The 17,961-nt window shown below is 35.0% G+C and carries 21 protein-coding genes and 1 riboswitch; of the genes, 7 read left to right on the plus strand and 14 right to left on the minus strand.

Features of this window, described 5'->3' with window-relative positions; translation table 11 throughout:
* Positions 1 to 140 precede the first annotated feature (140 nt).
* A complete protein-coding gene (locus ACIP9C_RS09370) occupies positions 141 to 2,273 on the minus strand; it encodes a type IA DNA topoisomerase (RefSeq protein WP_401009957.1) in 2,133 nt (710 codons plus the stop codon).
* Between the two features lie 642 nt (positions 2,274 to 2,915).
* On the opposite strand from ACIP9C_RS09370, the gene ACIP9C_RS09375 reads away from it, so the two are divergent.
* Positions 2,916 to 3,314, plus strand: coding sequence for a glucosamine 6-phosphate synthetase (locus ACIP9C_RS09375; protein WP_401009959.1), 399 nt, complete (start codon positions 2,916 to 2,918; stop codon positions 3,312 to 3,314).
* Between the two features lie 79 nt (positions 3,315 to 3,393).
* Here the strand turns inward: ACIP9C_RS09375 and ACIP9C_RS09380 are convergent, their stop codons facing one another.
* The 8 genes from ACIP9C_RS09380 to ACIP9C_RS09415 form a co-directional block, all read right to left on the minus strand.
* The gene (locus ACIP9C_RS09380) at positions 3,394 to 3,924 is read right to left on the minus strand and encodes a GNAT family N-acetyltransferase (protein WP_401009961.1); all 531 of its coding nucleotides are present in this window, start codon (positions 3,922 to 3,924) and stop codon (positions 3,394 to 3,396) included.
* 211 nt (positions 3,925 to 4,135) lie between these two features.
* Positions 4,136 to 4,645, minus strand: coding sequence for a hypothetical protein (locus ACIP9C_RS09385; RefSeq protein WP_401009963.1), 510 nt, complete (start codon positions 4,643 to 4,645; stop codon positions 4,136 to 4,138).
* Between the two features lie 61 nt (positions 4,646 to 4,706).
* Positions 4,707 to 5,684, minus strand: a complete 978-nt coding sequence (locus ACIP9C_RS09390) for a helix-turn-helix transcriptional regulator (protein WP_401009965.1) — start codon at positions 5,682 to 5,684, stop codon at positions 4,707 to 4,709.
* 221 nt (positions 5,685 to 5,905) lie between these two features.
* Positions 5,906 to 6,223 carry a YbjQ family protein gene (locus tag ACIP9C_RS09395; RefSeq protein ID WP_401009967.1) on the minus strand — a complete coding sequence of 106 codons (318 nt, stop codon included), beginning with the start codon at positions 6,221 to 6,223 and terminating at the stop codon, positions 5,906 to 5,908.
* A 12-nt stretch (positions 6,224 to 6,235) separates the two neighbouring features.
* Positions 6,236 to 6,715, minus strand: a complete 480-nt coding sequence (locus ACIP9C_RS09400) for a nucleoside 2-deoxyribosyltransferase (RefSeq protein WP_401009968.1) — start codon at positions 6,713 to 6,715, stop codon at positions 6,236 to 6,238.
* Between the two features lie 10 nt (positions 6,716 to 6,725).
* The gene (locus tag ACIP9C_RS09405) at positions 6,726 to 7,160 is read right to left on the minus strand and encodes a GNAT family N-acetyltransferase (RefSeq protein ID WP_401009970.1); all 435 of its coding nucleotides are present in this window, start codon (positions 7,158 to 7,160) and stop codon (positions 6,726 to 6,728) included.
* Between the two features lie 73 nt (positions 7,161 to 7,233).
* A complete protein-coding gene (locus tag ACIP9C_RS09410) occupies positions 7,234 to 7,782 on the minus strand; it encodes a hypothetical protein (RefSeq protein ID WP_340824111.1) in 549 nt (182 codons plus the stop codon).
* Between the two features lie 714 nt (positions 7,783 to 8,496).
* Positions 8,497 to 9,477, minus strand: coding sequence for an ABC transporter substrate-binding protein (locus tag ACIP9C_RS09415; protein WP_401009973.1), 981 nt, complete (start codon positions 9,475 to 9,477; stop codon positions 8,497 to 8,499).
* Positions 9,478 to 9,592: 115 nt separating this feature from the next.
* Here ACIP9C_RS09415 and ACIP9C_RS09420 point away from each other — a divergent pair, with 115 nt between their 5' ends.
* The 5 genes from ACIP9C_RS09420 to ACIP9C_RS09440 all read left to right on the plus strand — a co-directional run bounded on the left by ACIP9C_RS09420 (position 9,593) and on the right by ACIP9C_RS09440 (position 13,608).
* Positions 9,593 to 10,624 (plus strand): FecCD family ABC transporter permease, encoded by a 1,032-nt coding sequence (locus tag ACIP9C_RS09420; protein WP_401009975.1) that lies wholly within the window; start codon positions 9,593 to 9,595, stop codon positions 10,622 to 10,624.
* Positions 10,624 to 11,652 carry a FecCD family ABC transporter permease gene (locus ACIP9C_RS09425; RefSeq protein ID WP_401009977.1) on the plus strand — a complete coding sequence of 343 codons (1,029 nt, stop codon included), beginning with the start codon at positions 10,624 to 10,626 and terminating at the stop codon, positions 11,650 to 11,652. The genes ACIP9C_RS09420 and ACIP9C_RS09425 overlap by 1 nt, the downstream gene beginning before the upstream one ends.
* A gap of 194 nt (positions 11,653 to 11,846) precedes the next feature.
* Entirely contained in the window at positions 11,847 to 12,473 is a 627-nt protein-coding gene (locus ACIP9C_RS09430) for a cupin domain-containing protein (RefSeq protein ID WP_401009979.1), read from the plus strand.
* Between the two features lie 172 nt (positions 12,474 to 12,645).
* A complete protein-coding gene (locus tag ACIP9C_RS09435) occupies positions 12,646 to 12,936 on the plus strand; it encodes a hypothetical protein (RefSeq protein WP_401009981.1) in 291 nt (96 codons plus the stop codon).
* Between the two features lie 186 nt (positions 12,937 to 13,122).
* On the plus strand, positions 13,123 to 13,608 hold the full coding sequence (locus ACIP9C_RS09440) for a DUF3231 family protein (protein WP_401009983.1): 486 nt from the start codon (positions 13,123 to 13,125) through the stop codon (positions 13,606 to 13,608).
* Positions 13,609 to 13,665: 57 nt separating this feature from the next.
* Here ACIP9C_RS09440 and ACIP9C_RS09445 read toward each other — a convergent pair whose 3' ends face one another.
* Together ACIP9C_RS09445 and ACIP9C_RS09450 are read right to left on the minus strand one after the other, a co-directional pair.
* Entirely contained in the window at positions 13,666 to 13,959 is a 294-nt protein-coding gene (locus ACIP9C_RS09445) for a hypothetical protein (RefSeq protein ID WP_401009984.1), read from the minus strand.
* An 80-nt stretch (positions 13,960 to 14,039) separates the two neighbouring features.
* The gene (locus ACIP9C_RS09450; protein WP_401009986.1) at positions 14,040 to 15,230 is read right to left on the minus strand and encodes an MFS transporter; all 1,191 of its coding nucleotides are present in this window, start codon (positions 15,228 to 15,230) and stop codon (positions 14,040 to 14,042) included.
* A gap of 62 nt (positions 15,231 to 15,292) precedes the next feature.
* Positions 15,293 to 15,392: riboswitch (purine riboswitch) on the minus strand.
* A gap of 180 nt (positions 15,393 to 15,572) precedes the next feature.
* On the opposite strand from ACIP9C_RS09450, the gene ACIP9C_RS09455 reads away from it, so the two are divergent.
* On the plus strand, positions 15,573 to 15,776 hold the full coding sequence (locus ACIP9C_RS09455; RefSeq protein ID WP_401009988.1) for a hypothetical protein: 204 nt from the start codon (positions 15,573 to 15,575) through the stop codon (positions 15,774 to 15,776).
* A gap of 44 nt (positions 15,777 to 15,820) precedes the next feature.
* On the opposite strand, the gene lepB is transcribed toward ACIP9C_RS09455, so the two are convergent.
* The 3 genes from lepB to ACIP9C_RS09470 all read right to left on the minus strand — a co-directional run bounded on the left by lepB (position 15,821) and on the right by ACIP9C_RS09470 (position 17,917).
* Entirely contained in the window at positions 15,821 to 16,378 is a 558-nt protein-coding gene (lepB, locus tag ACIP9C_RS09460) for a signal peptidase I (RefSeq protein WP_401009989.1), read from the minus strand.
* Positions 16,379 to 16,534: 156 nt separating this feature from the next.
* Positions 16,535 to 16,630, minus strand: a complete 96-nt coding sequence (locus ACIP9C_RS09465; RefSeq protein ID WP_172771884.1) for a transcriptional regulator — start codon at positions 16,628 to 16,630, stop codon at positions 16,535 to 16,537.
* Positions 16,631 to 16,984: 354 nt separating this feature from the next.
* A complete protein-coding gene (locus ACIP9C_RS09470) occupies positions 16,985 to 17,917 on the minus strand; it encodes an LCP family glycopolymer transferase (protein ID WP_401009991.1) in 933 nt (310 codons plus the stop codon).
* Positions 17,918 to 17,961: the final 44 nt, after the last annotated feature.

Here is a 17,961-nt window from a genome sequence, read left to right on the forward strand (position 1 = left end):
AAACACTCCAATAAAAAAAGATTCCCCTGGCCAGGAGAATCTCATTCTATCACTTTAAATTATAGCATAAAAAGATTTTTTTGTCAAATAATCAGTCTTATCATCTACTCAAATCGATAATTTGGGCATCTAGATTATCATTATTTATTTGTCTTAAACTCAAACTCAATTTTCCCTTCGACTAATCGAAGTGCTGCACTGAACTGTTTTCCACTCTTAGCTTTAAATCCTTTAATCTCGGTCGTTTGACCACTTGTACATAAATCTCTAATATTTTTCTCCGTTAGCTTTTTCCCTAATAATCTTTCTGGAAAAGTTTGTTTACAGCCACTTTTATACTCTGAGCAGCCATAAAATTTCTTACGTAAGCTGATTTTACCGACTTTGCATGTAGGACACGTTACGATATCTTTTGCAACAGGCTTTGTAAACTGCTCCGCTTCAATCGTTAACGTGTTAATTTTATTTGGCACTTCCGCAATTAGCTGATGAATAAATTTGCCAATATTATCGATAAAATGTTTTGCTGATCCTTCTCCCCGCCCTATTTTTTTTAAATAAATCTCCCATTTAGCTGTCATAGAAGGACTAGAAAGCAATGTTCCTTCAATCGCTCTGCACAGTAATTCTCCTTTAGGTGTAATGCTTACGATATTTTTCTTTACTTCAATAAAACCATGCTTTTTAATCGTCTCGATAATGCCACTTCGAGTTGCCTCTGTTCCAATTCCTTCAACAGAATTTAAAATTTCAATTTCTGTCTCATCTTCAACCGATTTACCACATGTTTTCATCATGGTGATTAACTGTCCTTCTGTATAGGGCTTTGGAGGAGTTGTCGTACCTTCTATAATTTCGACCTTGCTTTGTACAATTTCGCCTTGTGTCACAACAGGTAGTACCTCATCGCGATTTTGCGGCTCCTTATCAGCCGTAAAAAGCGCCTTCCAGCCTTTTACAAGCTCTGTTTTCCCCACCGATTTAAATTCTAAATTTTTCACGTTTGTTAAAATTGTTTTTTCATCATATTCATAATCTTGATGAAACATCGCCAGCGTTGTATTTAATATTTCAAAATAAATATTTCTTTCATCCACAGCCATCGATTGTAACGCTTTTTCTGTTGGTACCTTTTTCGTTGGAATAATGGCATAGTGTTCACCTACATTTGAACTGTCAACATAGCGTTTATTTTGGGCTCTTACAACAGGTGCGAATGACTGTCGAATGAGTTGTTGGTATTTTTGTAATGAATCTTTTAAATAATCGAATTCATTGTGCGTAATAAGCTGGGAATCTGTACGAGGATAAGATACTAGCTTCTTCTCATACAACGACTGCGTAAGCTTCAACACGTGTGCTGGACTATATTTCCAGCGTTTATTTGCTGTTGCTTGCAACGTTGATAACGCATGCAATTTTGGTGGCTGGATTCGCTTCGTCTTATTCGAGACATTCGCAATTTGACCACTATCAATTGGCTGAATGCCATGCTTCATCAACAATTGCTCTACTTCTTCTCTAACTTTTGATTTAATTTTCGCTTTGCCTTTATACATACCATTTTGGGCTTTAAATAGACCCTCAATTTCATAAAAGTTCTCGGGTTTAAAATTCTCAATTTCTTGTAATCTTTTATAAATTAAATATACGGTAGGCGATTGCACTCGCCCAATTGATATGCTGCCTTTAAAGCCCTTCTTTTGAAGAAGCAGTGTATATAGACGACTACAGTTCATACCAACAAGCCAGTCACTAATTTGACGTGTTTTTGCTTCTTGATACATTAGCATATCTCGTTCGTTAGTTTGCATATTTTGGAAGCCTTTTCGAATCTCGTCAACCTCTAAAGAGTTAATCCATAAACGTTTTACTGGCTTTTTTACTTTCGTCATTTTATAAATGGAATAAAAAATATTTGATCCTTCACGCTCCGCATCACACCCATTATAAATCATCGTCACTTGTGGATCGTGGAAAATTTTTTTAATTGCATTAAACTGTGTGTACATATTACTAACAACTTTATCTTCATATTTTTCTAGGATAATCGGCAGCGAATCTAATGACCACTTCTCCCATTCCTTTTTATATTCCTTAGGTTCCTTTAATTCGACAAGATGACCAATCCCCCAACTAATAACTGCTCCATCGGGAAATGTAGCACATGGCTCTAACTCTATAAACGTTTTCTCTTTATGTTTAATTTTAAATGCTTCAGCATAAGCTCTTGCCTGCGATGGTTTTTCAGCCAAAATAGCAATTTTACCCATTAAATAATCACATCTTCTTTTAAATATTTGAATAGCGTTTTATAAAACGTAAAACTCAACTAATCGGATTAGTTGAGTTAATGAATTACCATACCACTATTTTACTTTAAACAATATAAAATATCTAATGTCTTCGTACTTGGAACTCCATTCAATCAAATATATATTGTTCGCTAGCAAGTCAATCATTTTCAAATAACAGTTTTGACTGTATCGTCTTTTGTAGTATTACCAACTATCACTTGGATTTGTTAATTATCGAAAGTTGCGCAATGGATTCTACTCTAACTAACGAAGCAGGATTGCGGAAAACGCAGTGGAAACATATGGTTGAATTATAAAAAGGGGGATCGTTATGTTTTTCTTTAATAAAGAAGATGTGTATATTGGACATTCAATGGAAGAACTATCAAAGGAAGAGCCATCTTAAACAGTGAAGAGGCATAAAATATACCTATCAAGTAGTTGACCCTTCAGCACAATGGATTGGACATGGTAATAAGATATTTACTTTTGAAGAAAAAGCTCCTCCCTTCATCAAGTTACAGTCAACAAGAAAAAAGTTTAACCTAGAAAATATTATATTGAGCTAGCAAATAAGCGTGTCGAGATGATAAAATATGGTTATAAGGGGGATGGGAAATGGGGAAATTGAGTAAGCGTAATATTTTGTGGATAATTCCAATCGGCATTTTAGGGGTGTTTTGGTATTTTTACGGTCCTCAAAAAGATATAACAGATAATGAATATATTACATATGTCAAAAACTATTCAATCGAAAATAGTAACAAATCATTAGAAACAGCTCTTGCTTCAGCTTGCCAAAATCCATATTGGCTATATTTTGAAACACAAAAGGGACAAGATGTTGTGGAATTTAAAGGGGAATGTCCCATCAACAACAAGGAAGCTAAAGTGAATGTTCAATTTTTAGTAGATCCCAGCATGACAAATGTGAAATATGGTGCCATGTTAGTCGATAACAAAATGCAAGAAGAATCACATCGAGACAACTTTCTATTAGCTTTGACTAAAGACTAAAGGAACAATAGAATCACTTGAGCCCAAGCTCACCTTGAATAAGGTGAATTCGGGCTCGTTTCTTTCTGCAGGATAATCATTAATTATCTTTAAAAATCGCATATACGTAAGTATCATGTGGTTTTCCATGCTGATACATATATTCTTTTAAAATTCCTTCATTGTGAAAACCGATTGTCGTTAATAATTGATTCGATGCCACATTTTCGATAAAAACAATTGCTCCAATCCGATTTAGCTCCATCTTGTCAAATCCATAAGACAAAATTTCGGTAATAGCTTCTTTCGTATAGCCCTTTCTCCAGTAATCAGGATGAATTTCATAGCCGACTTCTGCCCGCTTATGATTAGGTGACCAGGCATTGAAGCCAATTGTGCCAATCATACCTTTCGCTTCTTTTCTTTCTATCCCCCATCGTATGCCTCTCTTTTCCTTGAAGCTTTTAGAAAAGGATTCGATTAATTTTTCAGCTTGTTCTATTGTCGTAAATGTATCTATTCCATAATATTGTGTAACATGATTATTTGAAAAACAGCGTAAAAGGTCTGAAGCATCTTCATACGTTATTTCTCTTAATATTAATCTTTCTGTCTCTATAATGGGAAACATGTAACTCCTCCTTTATCCTTCCTTTAATTCTTCAAATTTCGTAAAGAATCCTTCTTCCAGAACTTTTTATAATAAAAATTAGTTATAAAATGAGAATGCGCAAACGAATCATAGTATTGAGAGTAACAGGTATGTACTGCGGAAAATTAAAAATAGCATACTAGAACTACGCCTAGTATGCTAAATTCACTTATTCATTTTATGGCCCGTATTATTTAAAATAATAGTTTATTGCCTCATTAGCAGAATGGAAAATATTATTTTGATTGTTTTTATAAATAAGCTTCGTGGCTTGACAAGCATTTTGGAGATTTTTCGCTCGATTTAACTTGTCATTTACTTGTTCTAAAGCCTTTGAAAAGCCATCTTTGTTATATGTAATGATTTGTTGGGATTGTTGCGATTCAATGTCCAGCATAATAGATAACTGATCTTCTACATAATTATTTAAATTAATAAAAATACATTCTTCTAAGTCTTTAGAATGCTTGTCGATAGTAATAAACGCTTCCTTATATAGAGCTTTTAGCTTTGATGTTGTCACTGTCACATTAAAGCCTTGGCTTTCTAAATGATTTTTACTACATTCAAAAAAATGGTCAACTTCACAGGAGATTTTTGGTGCAACAGTTGTTTTTTTTAATTCATCACAATTTTGATAAATTGCATCGATTTCTTCCTGTTTCTCTACTAATAATTTAAAATTTGAAAGTGAATACATCTTAAAGCCCCCTTTTTACTATAGTCGGCAAGGGGATAGTTTTTTAATCATGTTTTCATGCTTACATGTAAAGATAATTTTGTTGCATGGATTGGATTGTTTCAATCATTTCCTCCCTTAGCTCAAGTGGCTCTAACACTTCAATATTTTCACCTTGACTAAGCAGCCACATTTTAATACCACGTCCAAAAACTTCCGCTTCAAATAAGCATTCCCCAGCTTTATTTGACAAAATTTTGGCTGTGGGCAAACGATCTAAAACTGCTTGCGGTGAGCGCCCTTTAAACATAAATTTAATATGCATTAGCTCACCCGCATCCATAAATTGAATACGTTTGCGAAATTCACCTTCCTGAAAGCGCTCTGAGTAGGGGATTTGAAATTTTTTATCTAACTCCAGAAAATGCTGGATTCGGTCGATGCGATAGACAATCGGTAAATCCTTCTCATGCTTACTATCATAAGCAATTAGATAAAAATAGTATTCTGAGAAAATAACACCGAGAGGTTTTAATATTTTTTGTGAAGGAATTGATTCACTTTCACGTAAATAATCAATTTTAATTATTTTTTTCTTCTGAATAGCCTCTGAAATTACCCAAATTAAATGTAAAAGAGATTTTTTATGATTTAAATCAACGTATAAATGCTTTTCATTTAAAATGATATTATGAATAAACTCTTGTTTATCCGCTGCAACAATTGAAATTAGCTTATCTATGATGTCGCTCATTTCTGATTTTAAAAGGGCTCTTGATTCGATTAGTATTTTAACAATCGCAAGTACTTGTTCTTTCGATAAAACATTTTCCCCTGTTTTCGTCAGCTTATACAGTTTTTCTGTTCGCACATATTCTAAATGACAATCTAATTTAGCTTTTTCAATATACGCTCTAATTTGATCTAAATCCCGTTGTATGGTTTTTTCACCAACCTGATGTGTAAATGCTTCTTGCTTTTTGCTTATCCCTTGGCCATCCATCAATCTGTCAAACATCGAAATGACACGATAGCCTTTATTTTGTTGTGAATCCACCATATATCCCACTCTTTCTACATAGTTACCCTCTTATTATACAAAACGAGATGGACATTATTAGTCCTTTTAACTACGAATTTTCTATATATTTGGGATAATTAGTTCATTAATAATTTTACTATTAGATACACTTCAAAGACGGACTTACCACTTATTTGTTATTATTATCAATATTTAAAACTAAAAGGACTTCAATCTTAGACTGAAGTCCTCTGTTAAAGTCATTTTTTAAATTTCACTGCAGTACCATAGGCTAAAACCTCGGAAGTGCCATCCATTACGGATGATGTTGAATATCTAATTGCGACTATCGCATCCGCACCTAGGCGTTTAGCTTCTTCTTCCATAGCACGTGTAGCAATTACTCTTGAGCGAACGAGCATTTCTGCATACTCTTTCATTTCGCCACCAACAATATTTCGAAGCCCAGCCATCATATCGCGTCCAATATTTCTAGATTGTACTGAATTGCCCTTGACTAAACCTAATGTTTCTTCAATCACTTTTCCTACAACAACATCCGTTGTTGTTAAAAGCATTTGCAATCCTCCTTATTGTTGAAATTCCTGAACCGCTATTACAGCATCGTTAATTGAGGAAGTAATGACACCGTTGCGTTTTATTAAACCGATGACAAATAAATTACGGTAGACGAATTGGTTTTCAATTCCATCACGAATCAGCGCTTCTATTTTCATCATATTTTCACGCCCTTGTTGACGCACATCTGTAAATACCCCAACGATTGGACGATTGAGCATTGCAAATGCCCCTATTTCAGCTGCCACACCAGAGTCAATTTCAACACCATCTAATACAGCAACTAATACATCGCTCTTTTGTAACATAGCTAAATCAGCCTCTGCAATTGCCAAACTATCCGCATATGCTGTCTTATCGTTTATCGCATCATTCTCCTGTGGTACATATAATTCAATATCTGGTATCGCTTGTCGAATTGCCGATGCTAAATGTTCATTGACTAAACGATCCCCTAAAGAAAATAATCCGTTTGCTAAATATGCTTTCATTATAAGCTCCTCAATTCAATAATTTTTCAAACACTATTTTATGTCGTCCTTTATCATCTACAAAGGTTGAAATAATGTCAAAACCATGTTTTATATTTGTGATGAGCATTGCTTTCCGCTCGTTTCTACCGTATGTACGAACTTTATTAAAGCCAAGCGTTTGTACTTTTTCATGTTGGTATCTCATCAACTGACTTGCAATCCCTTGACCTCGCATCTTTTCATCGACGCCCCCTAGCCAGCTATAAAAAACACCATCAGGATGTGTATAACCTAGTTTAAATCCGACCAATTCTTCTTTTTCAACTGCAAATAAACAAAGAAGTTTTTTCTTGTCTTCAAGTTTTTCAAGCTTAAGGCGTGCACCATCAAATACCTGTGCATGAATTGCTTGTAACTGGTGTAGCCAAGCATATGGAACACCCTCAACCATAACAATTTGCACTTTTATCACCTCATCTCGTATTCTAATAAATTATTATATCAGAAAAACGTCAATCCCGTCTGATGAGGAGTATTTAACCATACAACATTGCTGGTTGACGAACATCTTGTAAATAATCTGCTAGTTTTCCAGCAAAGATTTCTTCTAAATATGGCAATTGTGCAATACAGTCTGGTGTCATCAACGCTGGATTTTGATAAATCTTTAGTCCACCTATTTTTAAAAGTGTAGCTACAAACTGTGAACAGAAATATGCACGTTCTCTGCGCACTTCTTTTTGCATCATCACACCGAATAGCCCGATAAAATTGTATTTATAACGATCTCGATTACAATACATATAGCGTACGATTCTAATCATTTCTAAGTACTGATAGGATGATACTCGACAACGATAAATGACACAATCAGCACACTCAAAAAGTCCAGATTCAGCATTTTCTCGTAAAAACCCACCACTTAAAGGATTATTTAGCTGTCTTCGCCCAAAGCTATACATATCAAAGAGTCCATCATCAAAAGCGATTGATGCATGATTCATCTCTTTTCCAGTGTACATACCTATCGCCTTCGATAGTAAAGTACCTGTTTTAGTTAATACTATGTAAATGGTATGTGCCATATCCTCACCTACTTCAATTATGTTCTATTAATACCAATACGTTTTAATTCTTCAAATGGTTTCGTAATTTCCTTTTTTTTATATTATAGAAAATAAATCTTAATTTTTACCTTAGCTGAAACTTAAGAATTTCTTAAGTTTTATGATTATTTATGAGTCATTAGAAACTACTAGATATGATTCTATCAATGTTTATAGGCTCGTAGTTTTCCGCTACCTTTATTTATATGTCTATACTTGTATTCTTATGTGGGATACAACTGGAGTTCGAAAAATTTTTATTTGAGGAATGGACGGGTAAATAATTACAGACCAGCTCTAGGTATTAACCTAATACTATCAATTATATTATAATTTTTATAGAAAAGTACTAATTTAAAATTAAATCGCATCACGTGGTCAAAATATTCCTAACAATCATTATCATCGTAGTAATCGTTACTGCATTAATTCCGTTCTCATTTCGCGGAATTCTGTTCTCCTTCCGCGGAATTCCCCCCTCACTTCGCGGAATTCCGTTCTCATTTCGCGGAATTGTGCTCTCCTTCCGCGGAATTCCGTTCTCACTTCGCGGAATTGTACTCTCCTTCCGCGGAATTCCTCCCTCACTTCGAGGAATTGTATTCTCCTTCCGCGGAATTCCCCCCTCACTTCGCGGAATTGTACTCTCCTTCCGCGGAATTCCGTTCTCACTTCGCGGAATTCCTCTCAATTTTATTTTGTTAAAGTATTGACGATATCATCAACGATTTTCGTATTAGCAATTGCGCCTGTATATAACCAACTAGAATCCTTTGGCAGACTATGTACATTACCTGCTTGGACTGCTGGGATAGTACCCCATAATTTTTCACTTAATGCTTTGACACTTGCATCATCACCGCTATCAATAATAAATAGATGATCTGCATTTAATGTAACAAGCTTTTCTAGTGATATTTCGTTCCAGTTGGCTGTCGCGTTTGCCGAGATTTCTTGTACAACTGATGGCACAGCTAAACCAAGATCATTGTACATCACATCTCCGCTCGAAAGATTTTGGGAAACGATGAAAAATTTCCCGCCAACAACCCAGATTGCTGCGGCTGAAATGTTACCAATCTTTTGCTGAATTTGTTGTTTTGCTTCTTTCACCTTGGCATTATAGTCGTCTAACACTTGTTGTGCTTTATCTTTTTGTTCAAACACTTCCCCAACACGTAGAAGTTCATCACGCCAATCATTGTTTACTTCTGCTCCAATCACATACGTTGGTGCAATTTTGTTATATTGTGCATATTTATCACCTTCCACCATGGCGGCAGAGTCCATAATAATCAAATCAGGTGTAAAACTTTGCACTGCTTCAAACGGTAAATCAAATGGTATTGTTGGAACATCTTTCAAAGTATCTTGTAAGTAATCTTGAACGCTTGTACCATCGCGAACACTCCATTGCGCAACCGGCGTAATGCCAAGTGCGACAAGGTGATCCTCTAAGTAAGAAGCAATGATCCGTTTAGGGTGAACGGGAACTTCTACTTTATTGCCTATTGCATCTGTTAATGTTCGAGTTTCGGAAACATTATCTATCTTCTGCTCCGATTTTGTATCATCTTGTGAAGCTGTATTTGTCTCATTATTTACACATCCTACTAGTATAAATGTTAAGACACTAGCACATGTTAATCCCCATTTCTTCGTTTTTAAAATCATGTTAATTCCTCCTAAATTTAAGATTATGTTATAATTTAATTGATATTGAAAATCATTCTCATTTAAAAAATAAAATAAAAAATTTATTATGTCAATGCTAGGAGTTTTTACATGGATGAAGAGAAAATCATTAGCTTTTGTTAGACATCATTACCGAACTACTTATAAAATTCTCACTCTAATGCTATTCATTTGTTTAATTTGTTTGGTAGTTGTCATTTCGATTCGATTTGGCGCCAACGAACTAACTTATAAAACAATATGGAATAGCCTTTTACATTACGATGAAAATAATAAAGAACATGTTATTTTACATGAGTTGCGCATCCCACGTGCAGTTGCAGGACTTCTCGTAGGTAGTGCCCTCGCTGTTTCAGGTGCAATTATGCAAGGTGTTACACGTAATGACCTTGCCTCCCCTTCCATATTAGGGGTTACTTCAGGTGCAGGTTTTCTGTTATCCATTGCATACACGCTGTTTCACACACCTAGTTTCCCTATGCTTATACTTTTTTCATTTATTGGTGCAGGTGCTGGAGCCGCACTAGTATTTACGTTAACTGCGGTGGCAAAAGGTGGCATTACACCTGTAAAACTAGCATTAGCGGGCGCTACAATTTCTGCTTTTTTAAGCGCACTATCTACAGCAATTGGTCTAAAGTACGATATTGCTAAAGATTTAAGCTATTGGTATGCAGGTAGTCTTTCTTCTATTCAGCCAATACATATTAGGGTCGCAATTCCATTTGTTATCGTCGGCTTACTGCTGGCAATGAAATTAGCAAAATCAATTTCTGTTATGAGTTTAGGTGAAGAAGTAGCTACAGGGCTTGGTCAACGGACAACAGTTATTCGTGTGCTTTGTACAGTTGCTGTGCTTTTATTAACCGGTGCAGCCATTTCCATTGCAGGTATTATCGGTTTTGTTGGTTTAGTTGTGCCACATATCGTACGTGCAATTATTGGGGTTGATTATCGTTGGATACTTCCTATTTCAGCCATTACAGGTGGCAGTTTATTGTTATTAGCGGATATTGTAGCTCGCACCATCATGAGTCCTTTTGAATCCCCAGTAGGAGCTGTTACTGCAATTATCGGTGTGCCCTTTTTCTTATACTTAGCTCGTAAAAATGGAAGAGGTTTATAATGAATAATTTAATACGTAAACATACACATCGTTTTTCTATTTATGTCGTGATATGTTTGCTACTGCTTTTTGTAGTAGCATTCATTAGTGTAAATACCGGGTATATGAATATTTCGATTTTAAGTTTTCTTCAAACTTTGCTAGGGAACGGCTCCTCTGATAATGCTTTAACAATCTTTAGCTTCCGCTTACCCCGCATTTGTATGGCCATCCTTGCTGGGTTTGGTATAGCTGTTTCAGGTGCCATCCTACAAAGTATTTCAAAAAACCCGCTAGCAGACCCTGGCATTCTAGGTATAAATGCCGGTGCAGGGTTTGCTATTGTGTTGTATGCATTCTTTATTCAAGGATTGATATTTGCTAACGCATGGATTTCTGTCTTTTTTATGCCCATAATCGCCTTAATCGGTGCACTCGTTGCAGCATCCATCATTTATTTATTAGCTTATAAAAGAGGACAGGTGTCACCTTCGCGCTTGCTCTTAGTTGGAGTTGGCATTAATGCTGCGTTTAGCGCAGGAATTACCATTTTCCAACTTCGCATGGAACCTATCGATTTTACTAGAACTCTCGTCTGGCTATCGGGATCTATTTGGGGCAGTACTTGGACATTTGTACTCGCGTTACTCCCGTGGATAGTGATGTTAATACCCTTCGTTTATTATAAAGCTCGCGTACTAGATATTTTAGCATTGAATGAGATGACCGCTATTGGAGTCGGTATTGACGTAACAAAAGAACGTAAAAGACTTCTAGTATTGGCCGTGGTTCTAGCAGGCGCCTGTGTAGCAGTTGGGGGTGGACTTACATTTTTAGGGTTAATCGCACCACATATTGCCAAAAAATTAGTAGGCAGTTTGCATTATCGAGTGATTCCATTTAGTGCATTAATTGGTGCTTTGCTTTTGTTGATGTCTGATACTATTAGCCGAATCATTATTGCTCCTGCGGAATTACCTGTTGGTATCGTTTTAGCCATATTAGGTGCACCTTACTTTATCTATTTGCTATTAAAAACAAGAAGCTAGTTTCATCGTACTTCCTACCACTATCGTAGGATTATTCGTTTCGTTCCAACGAGTTAACAGAAACGGAGGCTAGATTGACCTATGCTAACAGATAAACTAACACCCATAGGCATTCGTTTAATGCACAAACATCATTTGTCATAAACTGTGTTATTGATGAACATGTTAAATATATGAAGGAAGGATGTATTGATTTGCCCAATGATTACACATCGCCATCCACACAGTTTACGTTTGATGTAAATACAAGTCCACTTTTTAGAAAGGATAATCAGAACTACATAAACGTTCTTGGTATTGCTCAATTAAATAGTCTTGAAAATGTATCTCTACTTGATATTTTTTTAAGTATGAATAACGTTGTAGAACCTCATTATCATCAAAATGCAGCAGAGCTTGTTTATTGTATTTCTGGAGCAGCTACCGTTTCCATGTTAAATCCTTTCACCAAACAAATTCAAAACTACCCAATAAAACCAGGTCAGGTAGCAAACATTCCACAGGGATGGTGGCATTATATCGTCGCGAGTGCAGATAACACGCATATATTAGCGATTTTTGATGCACCTACGCCAGAAGTCATTTTAGGTTCGGATATTTTGAAATTTACGCCTTCGAATATAATGGCACACACTTATTGCTTAGATGAAAACTTATGGAAGCAAACAATCGCTCCTGTTGTTCCTTCAACCTACATCGGACCTGCAAATAATTGCAATCGACCTTCCATTAGCTCACCAAATTCGATGCAAACACATCCACATTACAACTTCAATCCTTATCATTATCCATACATGTATCAAAATGGTTCCTATTATTAATAAAGGAAAGCTGTATAAGGAAACACCTTTGAGTGTTTCCTTTATTGATCGTTTAAAATTGAATAAAGCTCACATTGGAAACACCTCAACTACAAGTGCATAAAATTTTTAAGTCTGGGAAATCTAACTATTATTCAGCATAACTTTCATGCATAAAAGAGGTGTATAAAAAATGGGCTTTCCACTTATTCATACAAATTTTTGGGATGCTGTCATTGCCGTTCCAGTTGTCATGATTATTACACAATTATTGAAAATATTTTTCCCTATTCAACCTAAATATGTCCCAGCAATCGCGCTTGCACTAGGTTTATTTATTTCAATTTTTATTAGCCATAAACATAATTTTTTAGCTGGTGTATTTATGGGCTTTTTTTATGGATACGCAGCCATCGGAAATTATGCTTCCTTAAAGACAACTATTAAGAGCTTTAAAAATAAGAAAAAGAAGGATGCTCAATAGGTAAGCTCCTTAGACTTCTGGCAAACAGAGGAACTGCTGGAGCTTACCGAATGTCAAGACATACATAACTTACCGCTAGGTCTAATCTATAATTGTATTATTTACAAAAATATGTATAAAAAAATCTTTTGTTTCCCATCCTAATCTCACATTCAACAACTATAAAATGAGTTAGGACGTGCAACAATGAAAATGTCAAAACGAAATATAGATTCTTTACGCTTTAAGGAAGTTTTTACAATTTGGAAACAACTTGGCGTAAACAATGGCTATATTGCAACGAACCATTTCTTTTTCAAATATGCAGTGAACAGAGACTTAAAATTCATTATTTTGGAATTTATTCAATGTTTAAAAGAGGAAAATAAACAGCTTGAGAAGTTATTAAAAGAAAATGGTGTTCTGGCGCCGCCATTATCAATTGACCAAGGAAATTTACAAATTGCTAAAATGCGTGGAAAAGTAGCTATAAATGATTCTGAAATTAGTGCCATTCTATCCATGAATATTGCCTCTTCCTTAATTTCAGTCAGTCAAGCAATGGACATGTCTTTCGAAAGTAGTCTTACGACAAAATATAGTGTTTTTCATATGAAATATGCCATTCTAGGTGCCAAGTTAATTGAGCTTAGTAATAAAAAAGGTTGGCTACTTTCTCCTTCCTCAACATAAAGCCCATAGCTTCTAGTCGTCTCGCTTCAATACGAGACGACCTAAAAGGCTATCTTTTTATTCACTTAGTTCCTTTTCTCTGTTTGTGACTAATAAATAATCGAGTGCACTCATTCTAGTTAGCTTATGTGTAAATTTAATTGCATCTGCCTGAGAGTCAAACATAAAGTTTTCGAGTTCGTCTGTTGGTATATATTGATCAGCGATTTTTCGTTTCAGTTTTCTTACAGATAAAATGTGTGAATCTTCTTCGTATAAAATGATTGCACCAACGTTTCGATAAAGCGTATGATCAACCGTTGCGACAACTTTCACATTCAATCCTTCAAATTCCGTTAAATCTACCTGCATTTATTTACCAGCCTCCCTCTCTACTCTTACATTCTAGCTTCAACAATCATAGTCCTTCTTTTTTTCGTAATTTGAGCTTATCATTGATGAACCCTTTGGATACTTCCATCTAATTGATTACTATCTGAAAGTGGCGCTCTCTTAATAGAAAAAATAGCACAACCTAACGCACATAACACTAAAATTGCACCGAAACTTGATAAATGCATTACAGAGCCTGTAATAGTAAACAATGCTCCCCCAACTGCCGATCCTATCGAAATACCAATTTGTAAGGCTGCAGTATTTAAGCTTTGTTGAATATCAGATGTTTTGGGATCTGTTTGAATCAAATAGTTTTGTAATGGTGGCGTAAGTGACCAGCTAAGTGCTCCCCATAAAACAGTTACTATTAAAAATAACGGGAAGGCTACGATTGTATACGGTATTGCAAACAATACGATGGCAAAAGTTGCAATGATTAGTACGATTGATTTGCCAGTACCAATTTTGTCGCTTAACCAACCACCAAATGCATTACCGCTTACAGAAGCAAGACCGAATACTAAGTAACAAATACTAACCCACGAGGAGTTTAAGTTAAATGCCTCTACTAAAAACGGTGTGAAATATGCATAAAGCATATAATGACCAGCAAGCATAAATAATGTTGTTAAATGCGCACTCGCAATTTTTAAATTAGCTAATGACTTAATTTGTGTTTTTAATGGGACAACCTCAACAACTGGCATTTTTTCCAGGAGCATAAAAATTAGAATCATAGATATGCTAGAAAGTAATGCAATCCCTAAAAAAACAGCACGCCAACCAAAAGCCTCAGTAATAAAAATACCCATCGGTACACCAATTACCAGTGCTGAACTTACACCTACAAAAATAAGCCCTAATGCTTTAGCACGATGTCTTGGTTCTACTATCTTTGTTGTAATTGTCAGAGACAAAACAATTACTAGAGCCGTACTCATTGCTGTTATGATTCTTGCAATCATGACAATGACAAAGGTAGGGCTAAAATAGGTCATGACATTACCTAATGTAAATAAAAGTAATGATATAAGGTATAGTTTCTTCCGTTCCACTTTAGCTGTTAACGATAAAAGGACGGGAGCAGAAATTGCATATACTAGAGCAAATATCGTAATTAATTGACCAGCCGTTGCTACCGATACGTTCAAATCTTTAGCAATGTATGGCAATATACCTCCAACAATTAGCTCTACCAATCCAACTGCAAACGTAGTAGCAGCCAGTATAAAAACTCTCCAATTCATTTAATCACCCTTCTGTTGTACTTCCATCTTATAGTGGGCAACAATAAAAAAAATCCTGACTACAAAATGAAAGAAATTTTTGTAGTCAGGATTTTATGGTTCCTGGTAGAGACCCTCAATCCATATTATTGAGGTTATACAGATCATTATTTACTTTAGCTATAGTAGCATATTGATTTTTACGTTACAACATTTTTCTTCTTTTCAGATTCCCCAACACACATTTATTGTATTGAATAAGCTTTGATTTTAGTTATTGTATATTTTTTTGAATTTTTGCTTATATTTTTTGTCTTTCGACCATAAATAATAATAGGACACATATAGTTATGGGGTGATTGTTTGCGTATATTTGGTTTAGTTTGCTATTTTTTAATGCTATTTTATGGCGCAGAATTAGTAGTAGAAGAGCTCACAATCGATCAACCATCTCCTAGATTGGACATAAAGCAAAACCCAATAAAAGAAACTGTTGAAAATTCTACAGTTTGCGTTTATTATCCAACTCACAAAATTTGTAAATCTTTGGCAGAAAATAATGAATAAATAAAGAGGCATGCTCAAAAATAGAGCTGCCTCTTTCTGTTTATCTATTCGCGGCCAACGTGAAAATGCTTAAATGGATAGACGGTTATTTTAGCTTCACCATAAATAGCATCTTTAGCAATTAATCCGTAATGTCGACTGTCATAGCTTTTCAGACGGTTATCTCCCATTACGAAGTACTTACCTTCCGGCACTTTTTTCTCATTTGTTAAACCTTCTAGTGTGAAATTCTCTGTAATACGTAATTGACTCGGATCATCTGTTTGACGATTTACATAATCTTCTTTATAAGCCTTACCATTTACGTACAATACATCATCTATCATTTCTACTGTATCCCCTGGAAGTCCTATAACACGTTTAATATATAATTCATCCTCAGTAGGTGATTGAAAGACAATTTGGTCAAAGCGTTCAATTTTACTCGTTTTACTTACAATAATAATGTCCTTATCCTCATATGTCGGATACATAGAAGCACCTTGTACTTTTATCGGTGCAAATAAAAATTGCTTACAGCCTAAGACGACGATTGCTGTAATAACAATGATTTTAATGTAGGATAGAATTTCTTTTTTCATATTCGTTTTTTCTGCTTGCATACTCATACCCCGATACTTTTTTTTATAGTATAGCATTTTCTATTGTATATTGACGAATAATATCACTAAATGTTTCTAAGACATGAAAAAAAGACATAAGCTCAATAGCCTCTGTCTAGGAAATTGCTTTTCTTTTTCACTTTTAGAATGGTCACTTTATGAAGCAGAGTGATGTTGCTCGTTAAATAAATCTACTGCTAAAACAATACCTACCGGCAACGCGATGGCTAATAAAATTGTACCAATCATCATCACATTCACTCCCTCAACCATTTCTTAAATCTATTATACACTTAATTTTCTGATATTTCAAACGAAATAAAAAATTGAATTGCATCGATAACTAAAAAAATCATTCAACTAGGCATGCATCCTACCTGAATGATTTTTTTAGCATTACATAAAGATTTTAAAACAAAATAGTTGTAACTGTTTCACCATGAATTTGACTGGACTTTTTCGCACTTTACGTTTAGGTACATAGCTTTGCATGCAATTATTTAATGCTGTATACCTAAGCACCTGGGTCCTCCCATTCATTCATCTCTCTCCCTTCGTCGACATATAATTTACAACTATTGTAGCTAATTTGTACTATACAACCTCTTATTCTAAGTGCGTTTTTAACTCTGTTTTTATTTGTTGTAGCTCTGTTTCATCCGGAATATAGTACCAAATATGATTAATCATTTGACCCTCTCCTGCCTCAAATGATAACTGATCAATATTATTATCCATTTTTTTATAAATACTTTGTAGCTGGATTAAATCTTTTACAGTAAAATTCATGCGGACATTATCTCCGACAACATCAAGCATATCAGTTGCTTTCAACAACATTGATGGTGTTGAAGCTTTTTTCATAACCGCTTCAATAATTTGTCTTTGACGAATTTGACGGCCAAAATCACCTCGTGGATCTTCATAGCGTATACGTGAAAAAATAAGAGCTTCATCGCCACTTAATGAAATTTCACCTTCAGGATAATGATACGAATCATAGGTTAAATCCATATCATTTTGAATAGTTACACCGCCAAGTGTATCAATTATTTGTAGGAATCCTTCCATATTAATAAATACGTAATAATCGAGTGGGATATCCAATAAATTTTCAACTGTATCCATGGCCATTGGTACGCCTCCAAATGCATAAGCATGGTTAATCTTATCCACTGTGTCATGGCCAATGATTTCTGTACGTGTATCTCTTGGGATACTTAACATTTTCATCGTTTGCTTTTCAGGATTTACTGTAATAACAATCATTGTGTCTGAACGACCACTATCGTCCTTTCGTTCATCAACACCTAGCATCAGCACAGAAAAAGGCTCTTTTTTCGTAATTGTTTTTTGCGTTTTGTCGGAAGTATCTGTAGTTTCTACTAGTGGTGTATTTATTTTATTCATCGTCTTTTGGATAGTAAAATAAGCAGTACCTATAAAAATTAGAAATATTGCTAATAGGCTCCCTATTATCCAAAGCCAAATCTTCTTCTTGCTCTTTTTTTCTTTAGAGCGTTTCATGTTTTTTTCCATACTTATGTCCTCTCTAGCTTTATAAAAAATTTGCCCATCTATTT

This window comes from Lysinibacillus sp. NPDC093210 (assembly GCF_044753985.1).
Classification (GTDB): Bacteria; Bacillota; Bacilli; order Bacillales_A; family Planococcaceae; genus Lysinibacillus.